The following is a 17,508-nucleotide window of genomic DNA, read 5'->3' on the forward strand; positions in this document are numbered from 1 at the left end:
AGAGGACGGACGACCAGGAGGGCGATCAAGGCAAACAGAGCGGCTTGCCAGGTGAGAGCCTCGAGTAAGCCGCCGCCGACGAGCACGGCGCCGAAGCCGACGAGGAGCACCATCATCAGGAGGCGTTCGAGTTCCTCGGCGTAGTCGTGCATCTTGCGATGATAACCATGGCCCCGGCTCGAGGAGCGAAGGGCCAGGGCCGCGGCGAACACGCCGATGAAGCCGTAGCCGTCTGCGGCTTCGACGATGCCGTAGGCGAGGCAGGTCACACCCAGGGCCACGAAGCCGTCACCGGTTCGGGACAGCTTCGACAGGTTCGGGAGGTGAAAGGTCAGCCAGCCGAGGGCCCGGCCGATGATCGCGCCCAGCACGGCACCCACGGCGATCTTCCAGAGGACATCCACCGCGAACCAGTGCGACCAGGACAAGCCGGCCAATCCGCCGCCTGCGGCGAGCGCGATGGCCAGGTTCACGAAGGGGAAGGCGAGGCCGTCGTTGAGCCCGGCCTCGGAAGTCAGGGCGAAGCGCGGCTCGTCCTCGTGATCCTCGGCCGGGTGACCGACCTGAACGTCGGACGCGAGGACCGGATCGGTGGGTGCCAGGGATGAACCCAGCAGAAGCGCGGCGGCAAGCCCGAGTCCCAGCAGGGTCGATGCCAAAGCCGTCAGGGCGAGGATGGTCAGCGGCATGGCGATGCCGAGCAGGCGCCACGTCACAGCCCAGCGCTTCCAGCCGATGAGCCGGTCGATCTTGAGGCCCGCGCCCATCAACGAGATGACGACGACCGCCTCGGTCGCATGCTCGATGAGCTTCAGATGCAGGCTCGGATGGGGTGTGATGGCGGCTACAGCCGGGATGGCGGACAGAGCGGCCCCGATCCCGACGCAGCAGATGGGCAGGGACAGAGGAAGGGCCCGGAGCACCATCGGCAGCCATGCCGTCAGAAGCACCAGGACACCGAACCCGGCGACGACGAGGACATAGGTTTCCATTCAACGATGAACCGCGTTGGGGCCCGGCTCGTTCCTCATCCCGCACCGTCTGCAACGGTCGGTCCGCCGGGGCTCCTCCGCGCAAAGCGACGGTTCGTGCCAGACCGCCCGAAGCCGCACCTTGGTCCGCCCTCGCCTCCGGCCCGAGCCGGCCCATCAGTCGAAAACTTGGACAGGAAGGTCGCCTGAGGCGCGCTCCTCAAGAACCCGCCGGGTCTGGCGCATCCGCCAAGAACGTCAGTGGCGGTGCGCTCGACGGTTCTTCGCGTGCGACAGGAAGAAGCGCAGCATCTCGCCACTGGCATCCGGACCGGTCGGATCGGTGTGCGAGCCGGCCGGGTGGCCGCCGGCCCAGGCATGGCCGGCGCCGTGCAGGACCCAGTGCTCCGAAGACCACTGGCTGTCCGGTTCGGTCAGGACCCTCCGCGTATATGCCATCCCGCCCTTCGAGCGTCCCGCGACGGTGGTAACGGTCAGTCGTCCCTCGGGCTGCGCCTGGGCGAGCGCCTGATCACCGTTGACCGGCGAGACGGTCGTGTCCCTGTCTCCGTGGAAAACGATGGTCGGCACGGGATGCGCGGCCTGTACCGGCCGGAGCAAGGCACCCCGCCGCATCGTGGCGATGGCGGCCGACATCGAGCCGGCCGAACCGCACGCCAATCCAGAATGGATGCCGACCGCTGCGTAGAGGTCCGGGTACATCATCGCCATCACCGCGGCGGCCGCACCGCCCGAGGACAGGCCGGCGACATAGACCCGCGACGGATCGACGGAGAACTCGGCCATGATCGCGCGCGTCAGACCGGCGATGATTGACGGCTCGCCCCGGCCGCGTCTCTGGTCCTCATCCCTGAACCAGTTCCAGCTCTTGGCGAAGTTGGCCGACCGTGGCTGGTCGGGATAGGCGACGAGGAAGCCCTGCGCCTCCGCCAAAGCGTCCATTCCCGTACCGATGGCGAAGTCGCGCGACGTCTGCGAACAACCGTGCAGCATCACCACCAGCGGAAGCGGTGTCCCTGCATATCCGGACGGAACGAACAGGTCGTAGGCCCGGCTTCCGGCGGCGTTGCCGAACCGGCGCGCCAGTGCGCGCGGCCGGTCGATGGCCAGCCCCGACGGGCGTGTCAGGGCTGTCCCAAGGGACTGACTCATTGGGGTGCTCTCGTGGGTGGCTGAACCTGCGGCAATCGGGTCGGACTACGACAACGTACCGATCATGCCCTTCACGGCGCGCCTGGGGTTCTCGCAGGCCCCCCTGTCGCCGCGCCGATTCGCGTCGGCGTCGTGGACGAGGAGGCTGCTGGCGTGCCCGACGCCTTCGGCCGTCGAGACCCGGGCGGGATCGTTCGGGGCATCGCGGGTAGCCTGCATGCCCCCGGCTGATCGGGTCCGAAGGGTGAGTTTTGCTTGCAGGCCGATCGCCTGGACGGCACCGGCGCGATCGAGACGCTGTTCGATGGTACCGATTCGCTCGGCGCCGCACGATGCCAGCGCCGGTAAAGGCGCGAAGGCGGCGGTCAGGATGGTGAGGGTGGCCAGGACGAGGCGCATCGGCGAATGGACTTTCCAAGGGTCGGCAGCATCCGGGATCCGCTCGGCGAGCGCATAATCCGATGCCGTCCCTCACCGATCGATGCGAGGGTAGCATCGAGACAATCCTCGCCGCGTCGTCTTGTTGCCGTGCGGCACGAAACGCGGGACAGGCCTGCGTCTGAGGGTGTAAGCAGCCAAAAATTTAGCCTTTGGACCACGTTATTATCGGCAGATCTAAGGAACAGATCGAAGATTGTTCAAATCATGGTCGAGTGCGCGTTCGATGAGCTTGTATTTTTGCCCAGTGTGACGGATTTAAACTATCGTCGTTCCATCATTTGATGGCGCGCTTGTCGATAGCAGCATCGTAATAATTCGGTTGATTCTGCGATCCGCCGGTTCAGGGTCGGCTTCGCCCCGGGGGCATAGCCATCACCCGCGTCCCGGCCTCGGTTCGCAAGCCTCGACACAAGGAACGTCCTCTGGTGCGCACGTCGGACGAGGTCGCGGAGACAGGGCGGGCGACCTGAGGCATTCGGACGACGCGCCCGTCACAGGACATTCCATGCAGACGGATCCGCCGTGCGGCGAGAGCCCGGCGCCGTGCCGAAAGATGGTTTCGGCTTGCCGTATTAATATTGCTCATCTGAATATGGACATAATGTAGCATGACCTATTTGCCCGACGGCGCGTTGTCGGATCGGAAGAAATATTTATCTTCGATTGGCAGGGCACGATGAAACAGACAATCCTGACGGCCGCCGTCGTCCTCGGAACGCTGGTGATACTTCCGGCGAGCGCCGATGCGCGCGGCGGCTTCGGTGGGGGCGGGTTCCACGGCGGCGGCTTCGGAGGCGGTGGGTTCCACGGGGGCGGGTTCGGCGGTGGCGGCTTCCGGGGTGGCGTAGCAGGTCGCGGCTTCGGAGGCGGGCTCGGCGGCAATCGCTTCGGCGGCGGTGCTCTCGCGGGTGGCGGCTTCGGTGCACGCGGGGGCCTCGGGGGCGGTGGGATCCGCGGAACAGGCTTCGCTGGCAACCGAGGGTTCGGCGGGCGGGGTTACGGCCGACGCGGCTATGGCTTTGGCTATGGCGGCCTGGGGCTGGGCGTCGGTCTCGGCCTCGCTGGCGCTGGATTGGGCTATGGTTACGGCGGATTCGACGACGGATATTATGGCGGGGACTACGCGCCTGCCGGTTACGGCGGTTACGGGGGTGGCTATGCCCCAGCCGGATACGGGCAGGGTTACGGTGCCGTCGAGACGGAGGTGGCACCTGCCGGCGACTCGGTCAGCTACTGCGTTCAGCGTTTCCGGTCGTACGACCGTCGGAGCGGCACGTATCTGGGCAACGATGGTCAGCGCCATTCCTGCCCGTAACGATCTGCGCGGCCTCTGACGGGACCGCGGCACGACAGGCCCCCAGCCGCACGGCTGCGGGGCCATCTGCCCCACCAGGTTCCAGCTGTGGTCAGGTGAGAGAGCGGGTCACGCGCCCTTCGTGACGGAGGTCTTTCCGACCAGCCGGATGTGTCGCCCGACTTTGCTTCTGCGAGGAACGGGCGCCGTTCACGCTCACTGTCGCAGTCCGTTGCCGATCTCCCGTTGCGGCGTCTGAACGCCCCCGCCCGAGCTCCCGCCTTCGGGCGGCGCCGGTCGTATGGCGAGGCGCGGACAGGCAATGCTCAATACTGCGGGCTTCCGACCGCTGGCCAGGGCCGTCCGCGGAAGCCATCCGTGTCCCGCCGCCATCAGGGCGGCTGCTCACCCGTCGCGGTATCCCAGACGGTTCAGGCGTGCCGGAGAGCGTATGAACGATCTGCCGGGCGCTTCCGCACCGGTCGACGCTTCAGCGCATCCGGCGTGAGGTCGCTCGCGTCTCCGAGCAGTCGTCGGCCGGAGGTGATCACCTGGAGGGTCTGGCGATCGGCGCCCGTTGTCCACGCGGCCTGTTCCAGGTGCTGCAACCGAGCAATCATATCCACATGGCCTGCGATCGCGTGACCGAGTTGTTTTGTCACCAAGTCTGTCACCAGGCGCTGTAGGATGCTCAATTCGTTCTGATCAAGCTGAGGAATGGTTGTCACGTCGCGCCTCCTTGGGGTTCGGCGATGCAACATGGCTCACGGCCACAGGTCGATGCTTCAACATAAATTGGATTGGATCGTCTTTTTGATCTGTCTTTTGATAGAAAACAGCAATACAGAGCCGGAATTCACCGAAAGACGAAAGCATTTCGCATCGAAAGCCTCCGCGGTGCGGAACCTTGCGGACTGGGAGAGCTTCATCAAGGGCGGGAATTCGCACGGTCGGCCCGCTGCAGTCTCCAGCAAAAGAGTCCGCGGACTTGTCAAACCCGCCGCCTGAACCGGATGCGTCCGCCCGCCGTTCGGATGGGGGCGGCCGCTGCCGGTGCTTCCTGAATCGATAGGATCTCCCATGAAGCGACTGCTCCTCGCGATCGCGGCCTTGACCGCGGCAGGACCGGCTCTGGCGCAAGGATCGTTTTATCGCGAGCCTGCGGCGACGGGATCCATCATCTCAAATCAGCCCAACAACACGGGTGGCGCGGACGATTTCACGGAATCTCCAGGTGGGACCGGCGTAGACGCGTTCAGCAGCAGTTCGGCCGCGGGCGGCAACGCCAGCCGCCCCGAGGTTGGTGCGCCCAACAGCAGCGGCGGCTCCAGCGGCAGCGGCGGCTAGACGGTTTGCCGTCGAAGGGGACCGCTGGTCCAGCCCCAGTGAGCACGTCAGATCAAGATCTGGGGCTGTTCCTGCAAGCAATGCGATCGGGAGCAGCCCTGGCCTGCCGCGGTCAAAGCCTCAGTTCCGTGCACCAGCATACGGTGAAGTCATCGGAACTCATGCTTGGGCGTGTCCCATGAAGCAAACAGAGCCGTTGTCCGAGAGGCGAGTGTCATGCTGTTTCGATCCGAGACCCCGCCGCCGCCCGGCAACCTGCGTGTGTCGGAGCCGGGCGCCTCCGACCGGCCGACCACGGCGATGCTGAAAGCCGATATCGACAGCGGCGCCACGGGGGACAAGATCGCCGTCTACGACCCGGGCCTGTCGTCGCTCGGGACCGATGACGAGGCGGCCGGCTGCGCACCGTCGCATCAGCGTATCGCCCTGGCGCGCGAGACCGAGGCGGCGTCCGCGAAGGTCAGGCGCGCCGCACGGTCGCCCAGCCTGGACGCCTGGATCGTGCTGGGGTTCAGCGGATTCATCGGTGCTATCGGGATCGTGCTGAGTGCCGCCATCTGGATGGGACACTGAGTTCGCTGGCGCGATCCATCGGACCAACGCGGCACGACCATCCTGAACCAGACCTTGTATGTCTTGCGCCAGCGGTGCGGAATGGCTTCCCTGAAGGATCCGGGCTTGGTCGCGACCGGCCACGCGCACCAACGGCTGCGCGATCCGAGATGCGGTGCCACCACGGTCGGCGAATTCAGGCCGGGCGGACCTATCCACCGGTCCCGGGGTTGCCGTCCGAAGTTCCGGCGCGGTCCGCGCGGTCTCTTGAACTGCGTGCGGGACCATGCGAGCGAGAACCGTCAGCGACGGGGTGCCGGCCTCGAGATCGTGGCTCCTCGCGGCGGCCCGCACCAGCGCGGACGGGGCCTCATCCGACCGCCCGATTCTCAAGCTGCAGGTATGTGGAGTCGAACTCGGAGACCCGCAGAAGCTCGTCCCATGCCTCGATCACCAGTGCGTTGCTGCGGAGCGTGATCAGGGTCTGACCGCGCATCTCCTTCAACACACGGTTGATGTGCACGGGTGTCAGTCCGAGTGCGTCGGCGAGATCGGTCTGGGTCATCGGGAGCGGGCAGCGGAAATTGCCTGCCAGGCCCACCGCCTGCAGCTTCAGGTACAGCTCGCAGAACAGGTGCGCGACGTGCTCGAAGGCCGAGCGGCGGCCCATGCTGACGAGCCATTCGCGGAAGATGCCCGAATCGATCAGCGTGTCGCGCCAGAAGACCGCCGCGAGGCCGGGGTGGCGCGCCGTCAGTTCCCGCAGGCTCTCGTGGGGGATGAAGGCAACGAGGGCCTTGGTCAGAGTGGCGAGGCTGTGATCCATCGTGCGGACGTGCAGGCTTTGCAGATCCGGGATGTCGCCCGGAATGTGGAACGACATGATCTGCCGCTTGCCCTGACGGAGGAGCTTGTACCGGCAGGCCCATCCTTCGAGGACGAGGCAGCAATGCGTGGGCTGGTCGCCATCGCGTACGATGTCTTGCCGGGCGTTGAGATGGTGGATCCGCACCGGCAGGCCCTGGATGGCCTGACGTTCGGTGTCGGAAAGGGTGGCGATGCTCTCCAGCTTGCGGATGAGCATGCCCAGGGCATGCTGGTCGGACGCTGATCTCATATCGTTCCACCATGGCATTGCAGGCGGAAGCGCGCGGCTCTCCCAGTCACCAGAGCCTGTACCAAATCGGCTGATGATAATCGCGAGACTAAACCAATGTCAGTTTCGTGTTCTGTCATAAGACAGATTCGCGAGTTGATTGATCATCGGTACCGCGCAGTTTCTGCCGGTCGACGCGGCTGTCGCTCGGCGACGACCCGCACGGTTGGCCTCTGACCGGCTGACCGAGGAGATCGGACCGGAGGCGGGTCATGACCGGAGCCGCCGGCCTCGAGGCTTGCGCCGGAGCGGGGCTCAGACCCGGCCCGGCGTCCGTTCAGCCTTCGGCGTATTCCAGCATCGGAGCGATCACCCGGTCGCCGCCGGACCGGATCGTGACGGGGATGCCCTTGGCGGCCGGCGTCTTGCTGCCGATGGCATAGTGCCAGATCGGCATCAGGACGTTGCATTCCGGGTAATAGCCGCCGATGCAGCCGATCGGGATGTCGTAGGCCACCACCAGCAGGCCTGAGAGCGCCCGGTCGACGCCGTCGTTCGCCACCGTCCGCAGCGTCACCGCCTGGCCGACCTTCAGGCCCAGCCGGTCGATATCCGAGCGGTTCATCAGCACCACTTTCCGGGTGTTCTTGATGCCCCGGAAGCGGTCGTCGTAGCCGTAGACCGTGGTGTTGAACTGGTCGTTGCTGCGCAAGGTCATCAGACGCAGGGAATCGTGCCCGACCTCGGGCATGTCGGCATCCTCGTCGAGGCCGGTCGGCGTGACGAAATTGGCCCGGCCCGTCTCCGTGTGCCAGTCCCGGCGCTTGGCCGGCAGGTCCCGCTGGAAGCCGCCCGGCTCCCACATGCGCCGCTCGTAGTCCCAGAAGGACTCCGGCAGCGTCTCGCCGATCTCCTTCCGGATCTCCGCGTAGTCGGTCCGGTAATCCTCCCAGCGGACCCGCGGGTTGGGCTCGAGCACCCGCTGCGCCAGTTCGCAGATCAGCCGGATCTCGCTGATCAGGTGCGGCGAGGCCGGGCGCCGCAGGCCGCGGTTGCCGTGCACGCAGGCCGAGGTGTCCTCCATGGACAGAACCTGCTGGCCCTTCGTGGTCTCGTCGATCTCCAGGCGGCCGATCACCGGCAGGATGTAGCTGACCGCGCCCGGCAGCAACGCGCTGCGGTTGAGCTTGGTGATCACGTTGACGGTCAGCCGCAGCCGCCGCCAGGCCGGCTCCATCTGGCCGTGGTCGGGAATGGCGCGGACGAAGTTGCCGCCCAGCATAAAGAAGGCCCGAACCTCGCCCCTGAGGATCGCCTCGCAGGCCTCCACGGTGTTGTAGCCGGCCTCCCGCGGCGGCTCGAAGCCGAACTGCGCGCCGAGCCGGTCCAGGGGGAACAGCTCAGGCTTCTCGGTGATGCCCACCGTGCGCTGGCCCTGCACGTTGGAATGGCCGCGCACCGGGCAGATGCCGGAGCCGCTGCGGCCGATATTGCCGCGCATCAGCAGCAGGTTGACCAGCATCTGCACGGTCTCGACCCCGGCCTGGTGCTGGGTCAGGCCCATCCCGTAGACCGCGACGGTCGCCTTCGCCGCGCCGTAAACCTTTGCGGTCGCCTCCATGTCGGCCCGGTGCAGTCCGGAGCGGCGCTCCAGCGCGTCCCAGTCCTGGCCGCGCAACCAGTCGGCGAAGGTCTCGAAGCCGTGGGTGTGCTCCCGGATGAAGGCCTCGTCGAGTATCGCCGGGCCGCCGGCCGCCAGCGAAGCGTCGTGCGCGTCCAGCACGGATTTGCAGATTCCCGCCAAAGCCGCGAGGTCGCCACCCGCCTTGACCTGATGGTACTGCGAGCTGATCCGGGTCTCCGTGCGGCTCAGCATCTCGGCGGGCGATTGCGGGTTCAGGAACCGCTCCAGCCCGCGCTCGCGCAGCGGGTTGTAGGTGATGATCGGTACGCCGCGCTGGCTGGCCTCCTGCAGCGGGTGGAGCATGCGGGGCGAGTTGCTCCCCGGGTTCTGGCCGAAGAACAGGATGCAGTCGGACTTTGCGAAGTCGTCCAGCGAGACGGTGCCGATGCCCTGGCCGATGCTGACCGGCAGCGCCACCGAGGTCGTCTCGTGGCACATGTTGGACGAGTCCGGCAGGTTGTTGTTGCCGTAGAGCCGGGCGAAGAGCTGGTAGAGGTAACTGCCCTCGTTCGAGAGGCGGCCCGAGCTGTAGAAGACGGTGCCGGTCTTCCGGTCCTCCACGGCCAGGAGTTCGCGGGCGATCTCCTCGATGGCGTGGCCCCAGGAGACCGGCACGTACCTGTCGGTCGCCGCATCGTAGCGCAGCGGATGGGTGAGGCGGCCGGTCTGCTCGAGCTCGTACTCATCCCAGTCCAGCAGCTCGGTGACCGTGTGCTTGGCGAAGAAGTCCGGCGTGCAGCGGTGGGCGGTGAGTTCCCAGGCCATGGCTTTCACGCCGTTCTCGCAGAACTCGAACGGCAGCGGGTTCGCGGGCTTCACCCAGGCGCAGCTGTTGCACTGGTAGCCGTCGACCTTGTTGTGGCGGGTGAGCGCGATCGGCCCGCTCGCCAGCACGCCTTCCTGCCGGAGGATGTTGCCGACCGAGCGCGCCGAGCCCCATCCGCCGGAGGGAAGGCGGTAGGGCCTGAATACGGGCTTGTCCAAGGGTAGAACTCCTGGCCTGAAAAAACTTTGCGAAACACCGGCGCTCGGGACGCGTTTACATTTCAACACGCCGACGTATTAAATTGTTCGCGAAAATAGTGTTCTTTAACGGAGGTTCGTTTGACCGTCACGAGAGATTACATGCTCAAGAAGTCCGAGGGGCCTTCGGAAGCGAAGCTGTTCTTTGACACCAGGGCGGTGCCGCTGGCGGCCAATCTCGCCGGCAGCCTCGAAGTCGCTCTGGAGCGCGCCTCCGTCCGCAGCGGCATCCGGCCCTCGCTGATCCTGGCGGCCTGCCTGGGCGCCGGCGTTCTGGGGGTGCTCGGTCTCGTCCGCAACGCGAGGACGGCGCAAAAACGCGTCCCCTGACTCCCCTGCGCCGGGGCGCCGGAGCCGGTTGCCACCCAGATGTCCGCCCCGAATCAGCGACGTCCGCCGACCTCGTCCACATGGTCCAGCAGATCCGCCGGATCCTCGTAGACGCGTATGGCCCCGGACCGCTCCAGCTCCTCGGTGCCGTAGCCGCCCGAGAGGAGGCCGACGCCGAGACCCCGGCAGCGGCGCGCAGCCAGCATGTCCCAGATCGAATCGCCGACGATCACCGCCGTCTCGATCGGCTTGCCCAGGCGGTCGGCGGCCGCCAGGAACAGGTCCGGGTCGGGCTTGGCGTATTTGACCATGTCGCGCGTCACGACCGGGACCCGGTCCGGATCGACGCCCAGCGCGTCGAGATTGACCCGGGCCGTCTCCATCCGGCCGCTCGTGGCGATCGCCCAGGGGATCCCGGCCGCCGTCAGGGTATCGAGCAGTGCCTTCGCCCCGGGGAGCGGCCGGATCTGCCCCGAGAGCCGTCCGTAGGCTTCTGCATGCAGCCGGCCCAGCTTGGCGACATGCCCGTCGCTGATCTCCCGCCCCGTCTCCCGCAGGAGCTGGTTCGTGAACAGGCCGCCGCTCATGCCGATCTTCCGGTGGATGCGCCAGACCGAGAGGGAGATCCCCTCCGCGTCGAGCGCCTGATTCCACGCGAGGACGTGCTGGTAGACGCTGTCGACGAGCGTGCCGTCGAGGTCGAACAGGAAGCAGGTTTCGATCCGCATGGCTGCGTGCTCCCTCAGGCCGCCGGACGGATCCGCTCCGACGCGCGCTCTACGGCCGCGACGACACGCTCGGGTGCGAGATGATGGATCATGTGGCCCATGCCGGGCACGATCACGAGCTCGCTGCCGGGCACGTCGTGGTGGAGCCGCCGCGACTGGCGGCCGACATCGGCGATCTGGTCGTCCCCACCGGTGATGATCACGACGGGCAGGTCCAGATCCCTGTAATGCGCCTGCAGCTCGACCGTGACGGGCGTCATCATCGCGGCATCCTCCGCCGAGGCGCGCAATTGCAGCGGGCGCAGCATCATGGCCGTCGGAAAGCTGCGCGCGAAGCGCTCGGGGATGGCGGCCGGGGCGAACAGCCCCTTGATCATGGCCGGCATCATGAGGCGTCCTGCGAGCGGCGAGACCGTGTGGCGCAGCAGGTCGCCGATGCCGGGGATCGCCACCGGCGACGCCAGGATCACGTCGGCGCGCAGCGTCGGATAGTAGTAGCCCGAGGCCAGCACGAGGCTGCGCACGAGCCGCGGTGCCTGAAGCGCGAGAGCGACCGCGACCAACGTGCCCCAGGAATGCCCGAGGACGACGGCCTGCGTGACGCCGAGCTGTTGCAGTGCCTTCTGGAAGAGCGTGGCGTGGGCGCGGGGCGTCCAGAAGCCGCGCGGCCGGTCGCTGTAGCCGTAGCCGGGGCGATCGAACACGATGACCCGGTGGCGCTTGGCGAGGTCGTCCACGATGCCGCTGACGAGGAAGTCCTGGATCAGGGTGCCGTTGCCGTGGATGAGCACCAGCGGCTCGCCCTGTCCGCGCTCCAGGTAGTGGAGGCGGACACCGTCGACGGTCAGGAACGAGCCGACGGGTGGCGTCTCCCGTTCCGCCCGGCGTGTCATCGTCGCCGCGTAGAGCGCGGACGCGCCCAGGGCCGCGGCCGATCCGAGCAGCGCCGGAACGAGCCATGTGCGGGAGTCAGTGCGTCGCGTCATGCTGTGAGCCTTACGAGTGAGAGGACGTGCGCCGCGATCAGCGGAATCGATCGGAAGCGGCGCGGCCCGAGTCGCGGGGCGAGTCTGTTCCGATTGGAAGGCGCACGGCGCGCGGGTCCTCGGCGCATGCGTCGTGATGGCGTCGGATCGCGGGGGATGACGCACTGCAATATGCCAACACCGGAGTTCAGCGATCGATCCCGATCCTATGAATAAATAATCGGCAACGTAATTTGCCGGAATGAGGTGCGGAATTATCCGGATCATTCGACGAGAAATGGCGGTTGATTTCAGAACGCCGCTGTTTGGCGATGGAGATATTTGAGATGAAGGCACTCACCTGGCAGAGCCGCGGTACGATCACCTGCGAGACCGTGCCCGACCCGAAGATCGAGGAGGGGCGGGACGTCATCATCAAGGTGACCGCCTGCGCCATCTGCGGCTCGGACCTGCACCTCATGGGCGGGTTCATGCCGACCATGGAATGCGGCGACATTCTCGGCCACGAGACGATGGGCGAGGTCATCGAGGTCGGGCGTGACAACCGGAAGCTGAAGGTCGGCGACCGCATCGTCGTGCCGTTCACGATCTGCTGCGGCGAGTGCCGGCAGTGCAAATGGGGCAACTGGAGCTGCTGCGAGCGCACAAACCCGAACGGCAAGCTCCAGGCGCAGACCTACGGCTATCCGCTCGCCGGCCTGTTCGGCTTCTCACACATCACCGGCGGCTTCGCGGGCGGCCAGGCCGAGTATCTCCGCGTGCCCTACGCGGATGTCGGTCCCATCGTCGTCCCGGACGGCCTCAGCGACGAGCAGGTCCTGTTCCTCAGCGACATCTTCCCGACGGCCTACCAAGCCGTGGAACACTGCGACATCGGCCCGGAGGACACGGTCGCGATCTGGGGCTGCGGCCCGGTCGGCGTGCTCGCGGTGAAGTGCTGCTACCTGCTCGGCGCCAAGCGCGTCATCGCCATCGACAGCGTGCCCGAGCGGCTGGCGCTGGCCCGTGAGGCCGGTGCCGAGACCATCGATCTCGGCCATCAGAACGTGCAGGACACGCTGATGGAGATGACCCACGGCCTGGGGCCCGATTCCGTGATCGAGGCCGTCGGGATGGAATCCCACGGGGCGGACACGACCCTCCAGAAAGTGTCCTCCGCCATCATGGAGCATACGGTGAGCCTGGAGCGGCCCTTCGCGCTCAATCAGGCGATCCTGGCGTGCCGTCACGGCGGCAACGTCTCGATGCCGGGTGTCTTCGCCGGTCCCGTCGGACCGGTGGCGCTCGGCGTCCTGATGAACAAGGGTCTCACCCTCAAGACGGGCCAGACCCACATGGTCCGCTACATGAAGCCCCTGCTGGAGCACATCCAGAACGGGGATATCGATCCGTCCTTCATCATCAGCCACCGTTCCACCAATCTGGAGGAAGGTCCGGCGCTCTACAAAGCGTTCCGGGACAAGACCGACAACTGCACGAAGGTCGTGTTCAAGCCGCACGGCTGACATCGGGCGCGGCGGCCGCACCGCCGCGCCTGTTCCCCGAGACACGGGCGGGCGGCCCTCTTGTGCGTGTCGGGCGACCGAAGCAGGCCGCGCAGACCGGGTCCGCCCGGCGCGCGGCATCGGCGCGAGCGTCAACCGGTCACCATCGAGACCAACGCGGCCGATCCGCCGAGCGCCACAGCGCCGATGCCTCCGAAGAAGGCGAGATTCGAACCCGCGACCTGCTCGGAGACCGAAGCGCCGGAATCCGTCACCAGGGATAGGGCGCCCCCGGCGGCTGCCACGGCCAGGGCGACGGACATCATGAGCGACATGGTTCGATCCTCCGGTTCCGGCCATCACGACGGAGGCCTCTCCGCAGTATGAGGTCAAATGAATACCCGATAATGATCATTTGACATCTTATGCAGTAAATAATTGAAATAACAGGCTCATAACGTCACACGGTCAGAACTTCGGTCGTAAGTCGCACGTTGTTCGCCCAGGCTCGACAGATTCGAGCCAGCGAGGTTCACGTGTGTCAGACAATATTTCCGGACAGGACAGCCGCCAGGGCAAGCGCGGTCGGCCCGCCCTCTACGTCCTGATCGTCAGTGTCGGCCTGATGCTGACGTCCCTGGCGGGGCTGATGATCTGGCAGGGGGCGACCGCACCGCCGGACTATGCCAGCCAAAGCCAAGCGGCCTCGCGCAAGCAGATCACCGGCTCCGAATCCGGCAAAGCCGACACTCCGTCATCGGCCAACAGCACGGGCGTGCCGGGCGGGAATCCGGCGTACCCGCAGCCTGCCCTGCGCAGCGTCAATCCATGACCGCGGCTGAGAAGGCGAACGACGATCAGGTCGAGGCTGCGGTGCTCGAACGCGCGCAGCGCAACTTCCTCGACAACGGGCCGGGCGACCGGATGTGGTCGGATCCTGACCCTATGGCGGGATCCACGATGAGCGCCGGTTTCGCGCTGAGCGTGGACCAGCAGGCCGCGTTCATCGCCGCGGCGCGGACGGAGATCGCGTCCGAGGGCCATTCGGCCGCTCAGCCGGAGGAGCCCCTCCCCTCGCGGGAAGATGCGACTGCGAGGCTGGGAATTTTCGCGCTCTATGAGAGCCGGAGAAAGGCACAGGCCGCGACAGCCACGCTCGTCGCGGCCGGCATCCCCGAGCAGGCGATCCGGCTCGTGGTCGATCCTCCCGATCCGGATGCCGACCATGCCGAGGCGGACGCGCCGGATACCGGCGGGGGCCAGGCCCTCCGGGATCGGCTCGAGACGTGTGGCGTGCCTCCTGAGGCGCTGGACGCCTGCTGCGCGCAGCTGAGGTTGGGCGCGGCGATGCTGAACCTTGTGGTCGCGGACGCTCAGCGTGACCGCGTCATGGGCATCCTGAAGGACCTTGGCTCGGTCGATACGACGCTGCGCCTCGCGACGTGGGGTGCCGAGGGCTGGGGCGGCACGTCGCCCGTCTCGACAGAGGGGTGGGGCGGCTATTCCGCCACCGCGACCGGTGCAACCGAGATAACGACAAGACGGGAATAAGCCGATGGCCCTGTTCGCCCCGGTCCGGTCCGAGACGACTGACCTCGACGCCGTGCGGCGCTACGCGGTGCGCGTCATCGCGCAATCCGAAGCCGAGGACCTGCAGATGAAGGCGGTCACCCTGGCGCTGCTCGGCGGGATCATGTGGCGCGCCGCGCCGGGATCGACCGAGATGATGCAGGACGCGGCGGGCGCTAAAGCCATCCTGTCGACCACCCTCGGTGGCCGCCATCTGACCTTCGCCTACAATCAGAACACCGAGTCGATCGAGATGCGCGAGGGAACGACGGACGGCCCCGTCCTGCACCGCTTCTGCAACCGGACCTTGATCGGAGACTTCGAACGCACCTTCAGCGCCTTGTGGGGTTGAGGACGCAAGGTCCGATCCCGGTCATCGGCGTCAGCCGGATCATCGCTAACCCGATCCCAAGAGCTGTTATTTTTGGATCAAACCACCAATAGAGTGCGCTGAGATCGGAAAATCTCGCGCAATCCTGCTTTTTGACCGAATGGGTCTCCACGATTCCTGGCACAAGCATCTGGCTGTTGCCCGGTGACGTGAGTGCAGCGAACACCGCGAGCGTTCCTTGCTTCCTCATCGCCCGCACGGCTTCTTCCGACCCGAACCCACTCAGGCCCTGCAGCCCCCTCCGGGCCGCGGGGCTTCTTTTCGATCTGGCCGGTGCTCGCCGCTTTGGGCGCAAAGGTCCGGGGTCGAACTTCCGATCTTCGCCGGGGATCACTCAGACCGGGCAACGCGTTCCTCCCATGGGCCGCGCCCCGACGGTCGCGCCGTCCGCTCACTTGGGAGGGCGGTCCGATGCAGCATGCGTTGACACGCAAGCTCGAGAGTTTCGAGCCCCTCTCCGATCAGGCCCGTTGGGCCCTGAACGGTTTGGTGATCAAGGTCCGGCAGGTCGGGGCTCGCCAGGATCTGATTCAGGAGGGCGACAAGCCCGAGAACGTCCTCCTTATCCTCGACGGCTTCGCGTGTCGCTACAAGGTCCTGCCGGACGGCCAGCGCAAGATCATGGCGCTGCTCGTGCCCGGCGACTTCTGCGACCTGAACGTCTTCATCCTCGACGAGATGGACCACGCCATCGGCACGATCTCGACATGCCAGGTCGTTGACATCCCGCGCCAGGCGATCGACGAGACCGCGACGCACCACGCGAGCATCGCGCGCGCCTTCTGGTGGTGCTCGCTGGTCGACGGCGCCGTCCTGCGCGAGTGGCTCGTCAACATCGGCGGGCGCCTTCCGGCTCCGCGCATCGCGCACCTCTTCTGCGAACTTCTGATGCGCCTGGAGGCGGTGGGACGGGTCACCGACAACAGCTACGCGTTCCCGCTCACGCAGACCGAGATTGCCGAGACGATGGGCCTGTCCGACGTGCACGTGAACCGGACATTGGGCGATCTGCGCGCCCTCGGCCTGATCCATCTCAAGCAGCGGGTGCTGACCATCCTCGACGTCGAGCGGCTTAAGGCGTTCTGCGAATTCACGCCGAACTACCTGCACCTGCGCAACACGCGCTGGGGCGAGCGGCGTGACCTGAGCTGGCCCGGCCGCGCCGAAGGAGGATAGGAATGGCCAGGCGGGGCAACGTCGAGACGCTGCTCGTGCTAAAGCTTCAGCCGATCGCGGTGGACACCGGCAGCCTTGACCGCGACGGCATGCTGATAATCGCCAACGGCCTGCTGGTTGGCGTGCTGGTGCGCCTCGATGCACCCGAGCATGCGCATCCGGGCTATTGGTTCCTGGAGGCGGGGTTCGGACCGCTCCAGGGCGTGCGGGTGGATGCCTTCCCCACCCTCGACCACGCCACGCGCTGGGTGCGTCATTATCTGAACCGGTGACGCTCACCGCCGCCTAGCCTTGGCGATCCCGTGGACAGGATGACGGCAGTCGCGCCGGCCACGATTCGAGCCGGCCGCTAGACGACCGGGACTAGCAGGTCCGGTGTCGAGATTGGCCGGCGCCACGTCGGTGCAGCGGCATCGGTATCCCCAAAAAACGCTACGAGGGTGCGGACGGCGAGGCGAGTGCCAACCCCTCTCCCCCGCCGCCCAGCGTCTGCGCCCGGGGGTGGCGAGGGTCTCGCAGGTGCCCTGGATATGCCGAGCCCAGGAATTTACGAACCTGGGCGACGCTCACTCCTCCGCGGGCGTCGCCCAAGCGAAAACGGGTTGCCGTGGTCCCGTCCTCAGCAATCGTCGTCGCCGGGCTTGATCACTTTGCCCTCCGGCGCCTTGGCCTGGTTCGTGGACGGCTTCGCTTGCGCGCCCACGTTGTTCATCGCGCCGACCGTGCCGGGGGATTCGGCCTTGGCGCCCGGTGTCACATTCGCGGTCGAGCCACCATCGACGTTCGAGGAGGCATCTCCGGCTTGGTGACTCGTGCTGTTCGTGGTGGTTCCGGTCGTGCACGGGGCGGCTGCGGCGAGGCCGGCTGAGAGGAGCAGTGCGGCGATTGCGCCGGTCAGTGTGGAGACGGTCTTCATGGTGGACTCCTTGGAAGTCTGGCGGGCGGTGGATCCGCGGCGGGGGTGCCGTGGCGGACGGGTCGATGGCGTCTCGGCCCGCGCGCCGAGCGGCTTGCATGAGGCCGTCGCGAGCAGGATGGCGAGATGGAGCTCGGTCACGCCGCCGGGCGGTGCCGGAGAGGTCTGACTGAGGACGCCCAGGGCCGGCACCGGTTCGGATCGGGTCCGGGACGTGAAAGGCCGGTCGAGGCGCGGTTGGCCTCGACCGTCGGTGCTCATGCGCGGCGCGGCGTCAGCGACTGACCTCCCGCTCGGGCGTCTGTCCGATCGACGGCGGCGCTGCGGCCGGGCAAAAAGGCGGCCAG

20 protein-coding genes are annotated in these 17,508 nt (G+C 66.8%); 10 read left to right on the top strand and 10 right to left on the bottom strand.

What is annotated here, in order from left to right; all coding sequences use genetic code 11:
* From I53_RS14280 to I53_RS14290, 3 genes are all read right to left on the bottom strand, one after another.
* Positions 1-992, bottom strand: a 992-nt coding sequence (locus tag I53_RS14280) for a cation:proton antiporter (RefSeq protein ID WP_043351789.1), incomplete at its 3' end; no start/stop codon positions are given.
* A gap of 237 nt (positions 993-1,229) precedes the next feature.
* Positions 1,230-2,144: a PHB depolymerase family esterase gene (locus tag I53_RS14285; protein ID WP_043351791.1), complete on the bottom strand. Its 915-nt coding sequence runs from the start codon at positions 2,142-2,144 to the stop codon at positions 1,230-1,232.
* 45 nt (positions 2,145-2,189) lie between these two features.
* Positions 2,190-2,543: a hypothetical protein gene (locus tag I53_RS14290; protein WP_043351793.1), complete on the bottom strand. Its 354-nt coding sequence runs from the start codon at positions 2,541-2,543 to the stop codon at positions 2,190-2,192.
* 718 nt (positions 2,544-3,261) lie between these two features.
* Between I53_RS14290 and I53_RS31330 the strand changes: the two genes are divergently transcribed.
* The gene (locus tag I53_RS31330) at positions 3,262-3,900 is read left to right on the top strand and encodes a BA14K family protein (RefSeq protein ID WP_083936060.1); all 639 of its coding nucleotides are present in this window, start codon (positions 3,262-3,264) and stop codon (positions 3,898-3,900) included.
* A gap of 410 nt (positions 3,901-4,310) precedes the next feature.
* On the opposite strand, the gene I53_RS33240 is transcribed toward I53_RS31330, so the two are convergent.
* Entirely contained in the window at positions 4,311-4,607 is a 297-nt protein-coding gene (locus I53_RS33240) for a hypothetical protein (RefSeq protein ID WP_148291145.1), read from the bottom strand.
* 352 nt (positions 4,608-4,959) lie between these two features.
* Here I53_RS33240 and I53_RS33245 point away from each other — a divergent pair, with 352 nt between their 5' ends.
* Both I53_RS33245 and I53_RS14300 read left to right on the top strand, forming a co-directional pair.
* Positions 4,960-5,226: a hypothetical protein gene (locus I53_RS33245; protein ID WP_148291146.1), complete on the top strand. Its 267-nt coding sequence runs from the start codon at positions 4,960-4,962 to the stop codon at positions 5,224-5,226.
* A gap of 300 nt (positions 5,227-5,526) precedes the next feature.
* On the top strand, positions 5,527-5,799 hold the full coding sequence (locus tag I53_RS14300) for a hypothetical protein (RefSeq protein ID WP_374701325.1): 273 nt from the start codon (positions 5,527-5,529) through the stop codon (positions 5,797-5,799).
* A gap of 349 nt (positions 5,800-6,148) precedes the next feature.
* On the opposite strand, the gene I53_RS14305 is transcribed toward I53_RS14300, so the two are convergent.
* Together I53_RS14305 and I53_RS14310 are read right to left on the bottom strand one after the other, a co-directional pair.
* Positions 6,149-6,895 carry a Crp/Fnr family transcriptional regulator gene (locus I53_RS14305; protein ID WP_043351796.1) on the bottom strand — a complete coding sequence of 249 codons (747 nt, stop codon included), beginning with the start codon at positions 6,893-6,895 and terminating at the stop codon, positions 6,149-6,151.
* A gap of 316 nt (positions 6,896-7,211) precedes the next feature.
* Entirely contained in the window at positions 7,212-9,542 is a 2,331-nt protein-coding gene (locus tag I53_RS14310; RefSeq protein WP_043351798.1) for an FdhF/YdeP family oxidoreductase, read from the bottom strand.
* A gap of 141 nt (positions 9,543-9,683) precedes the next feature.
* On the opposite strand from I53_RS14310, the gene I53_RS14315 reads away from it, so the two are divergent.
* Positions 9,684-9,911, top strand: coding sequence for a hypothetical protein (locus I53_RS14315; protein ID WP_236952839.1), 228 nt, complete (start codon positions 9,684-9,686; stop codon positions 9,909-9,911).
* A gap of 53 nt (positions 9,912-9,964) precedes the next feature.
* On the opposite strand, the gene I53_RS14320 is transcribed toward I53_RS14315, so the two are convergent.
* Together I53_RS14320 and I53_RS14325 are read right to left on the bottom strand one after the other, a co-directional pair.
* Positions 9,965-10,639, bottom strand: a complete 675-nt coding sequence (locus I53_RS14320) for an HAD family hydrolase (protein ID WP_043351801.1) — start codon at positions 10,637-10,639, stop codon at positions 9,965-9,967.
* A gap of 14 nt (positions 10,640-10,653) precedes the next feature.
* Positions 10,654-11,625 (bottom strand): alpha/beta fold hydrolase, encoded by a 972-nt coding sequence (locus tag I53_RS14325; RefSeq protein ID WP_043351802.1) that lies wholly within the window; start codon positions 11,623-11,625, stop codon positions 10,654-10,656.
* Between the two features lie 326 nt (positions 11,626-11,951).
* Here I53_RS14325 and I53_RS14330 point away from each other — a divergent pair, with 326 nt between their 5' ends.
* Complete coding sequence (locus I53_RS14330) at positions 11,952-13,130, top strand: zinc-dependent alcohol dehydrogenase (RefSeq protein ID WP_043351804.1); 1,179 nt, start codon at positions 11,952-11,954, stop codon at positions 13,128-13,130.
* 131 nt (positions 13,131-13,261) lie between these two features.
* Here the strand turns inward: I53_RS14330 and I53_RS14335 are convergent, their stop codons facing one another.
* The gene (locus I53_RS14335; RefSeq protein ID WP_043351806.1) at positions 13,262-13,444 is read right to left on the bottom strand and encodes a hypothetical protein; all 183 of its coding nucleotides are present in this window, start codon (positions 13,442-13,444) and stop codon (positions 13,262-13,264) included.
* Positions 13,445-13,647: 203 nt separating this feature from the next.
* On the opposite strand from I53_RS14335, the gene I53_RS14340 reads away from it, so the two are divergent.
* The 5 genes from I53_RS14340 (at position 13,648) to I53_RS14360 (ending at position 16,517) form a co-directional block, all read left to right on the top strand.
* Positions 13,648-13,941, top strand: a complete 294-nt coding sequence (locus I53_RS14340) for a hypothetical protein (RefSeq protein WP_043351807.1) — start codon at positions 13,648-13,650, stop codon at positions 13,939-13,941.
* Complete coding sequence (locus I53_RS14345) at positions 13,938-14,660, top strand: hypothetical protein (protein WP_043351809.1); 723 nt, start codon at positions 13,938-13,940, stop codon at positions 14,658-14,660. The genes I53_RS14340 and I53_RS14345 overlap by 4 nt, the downstream gene beginning before the upstream one ends.
* Before the next feature lie 4 nt (positions 14,661-14,664).
* Positions 14,665-15,030 carry a hypothetical protein gene (locus I53_RS14350; protein WP_043351811.1) on the top strand — a complete coding sequence of 122 codons (366 nt, stop codon included), beginning with the start codon at positions 14,665-14,667 and terminating at the stop codon, positions 15,028-15,030.
* A 450-nt stretch (positions 15,031-15,480) separates the two neighbouring features.
* Complete coding sequence (locus I53_RS14355) at positions 15,481-16,245, top strand: Crp/Fnr family transcriptional regulator (protein WP_043351813.1); 765 nt, start codon at positions 15,481-15,483, stop codon at positions 16,243-16,245.
* 2 nt (positions 16,246-16,247) lie between these two features.
* Positions 16,248-16,517, top strand: coding sequence for a hypothetical protein (locus I53_RS14360; protein WP_043351814.1), 270 nt, complete (start codon positions 16,248-16,250; stop codon positions 16,515-16,517).
* Positions 16,518-16,864: 347 nt separating this feature from the next.
* Here the strand turns inward: I53_RS14360 and I53_RS14365 are convergent, their stop codons facing one another.
* Entirely contained in the window at positions 16,865-17,161 is a 297-nt protein-coding gene (locus tag I53_RS14365) for a hypothetical protein (RefSeq protein WP_043351817.1), read from the bottom strand.
* Positions 17,162-17,508: the final 347 nt, after the last annotated feature.

Source organism: Methylobacterium sp. B1 (assembly GCF_000333255.1).
In the GTDB taxonomy this organism is placed as follows: Bacteria; Pseudomonadota; Alphaproteobacteria; order Rhizobiales; family Beijerinckiaceae; genus Methylobacterium; species Methylobacterium fujisawaense.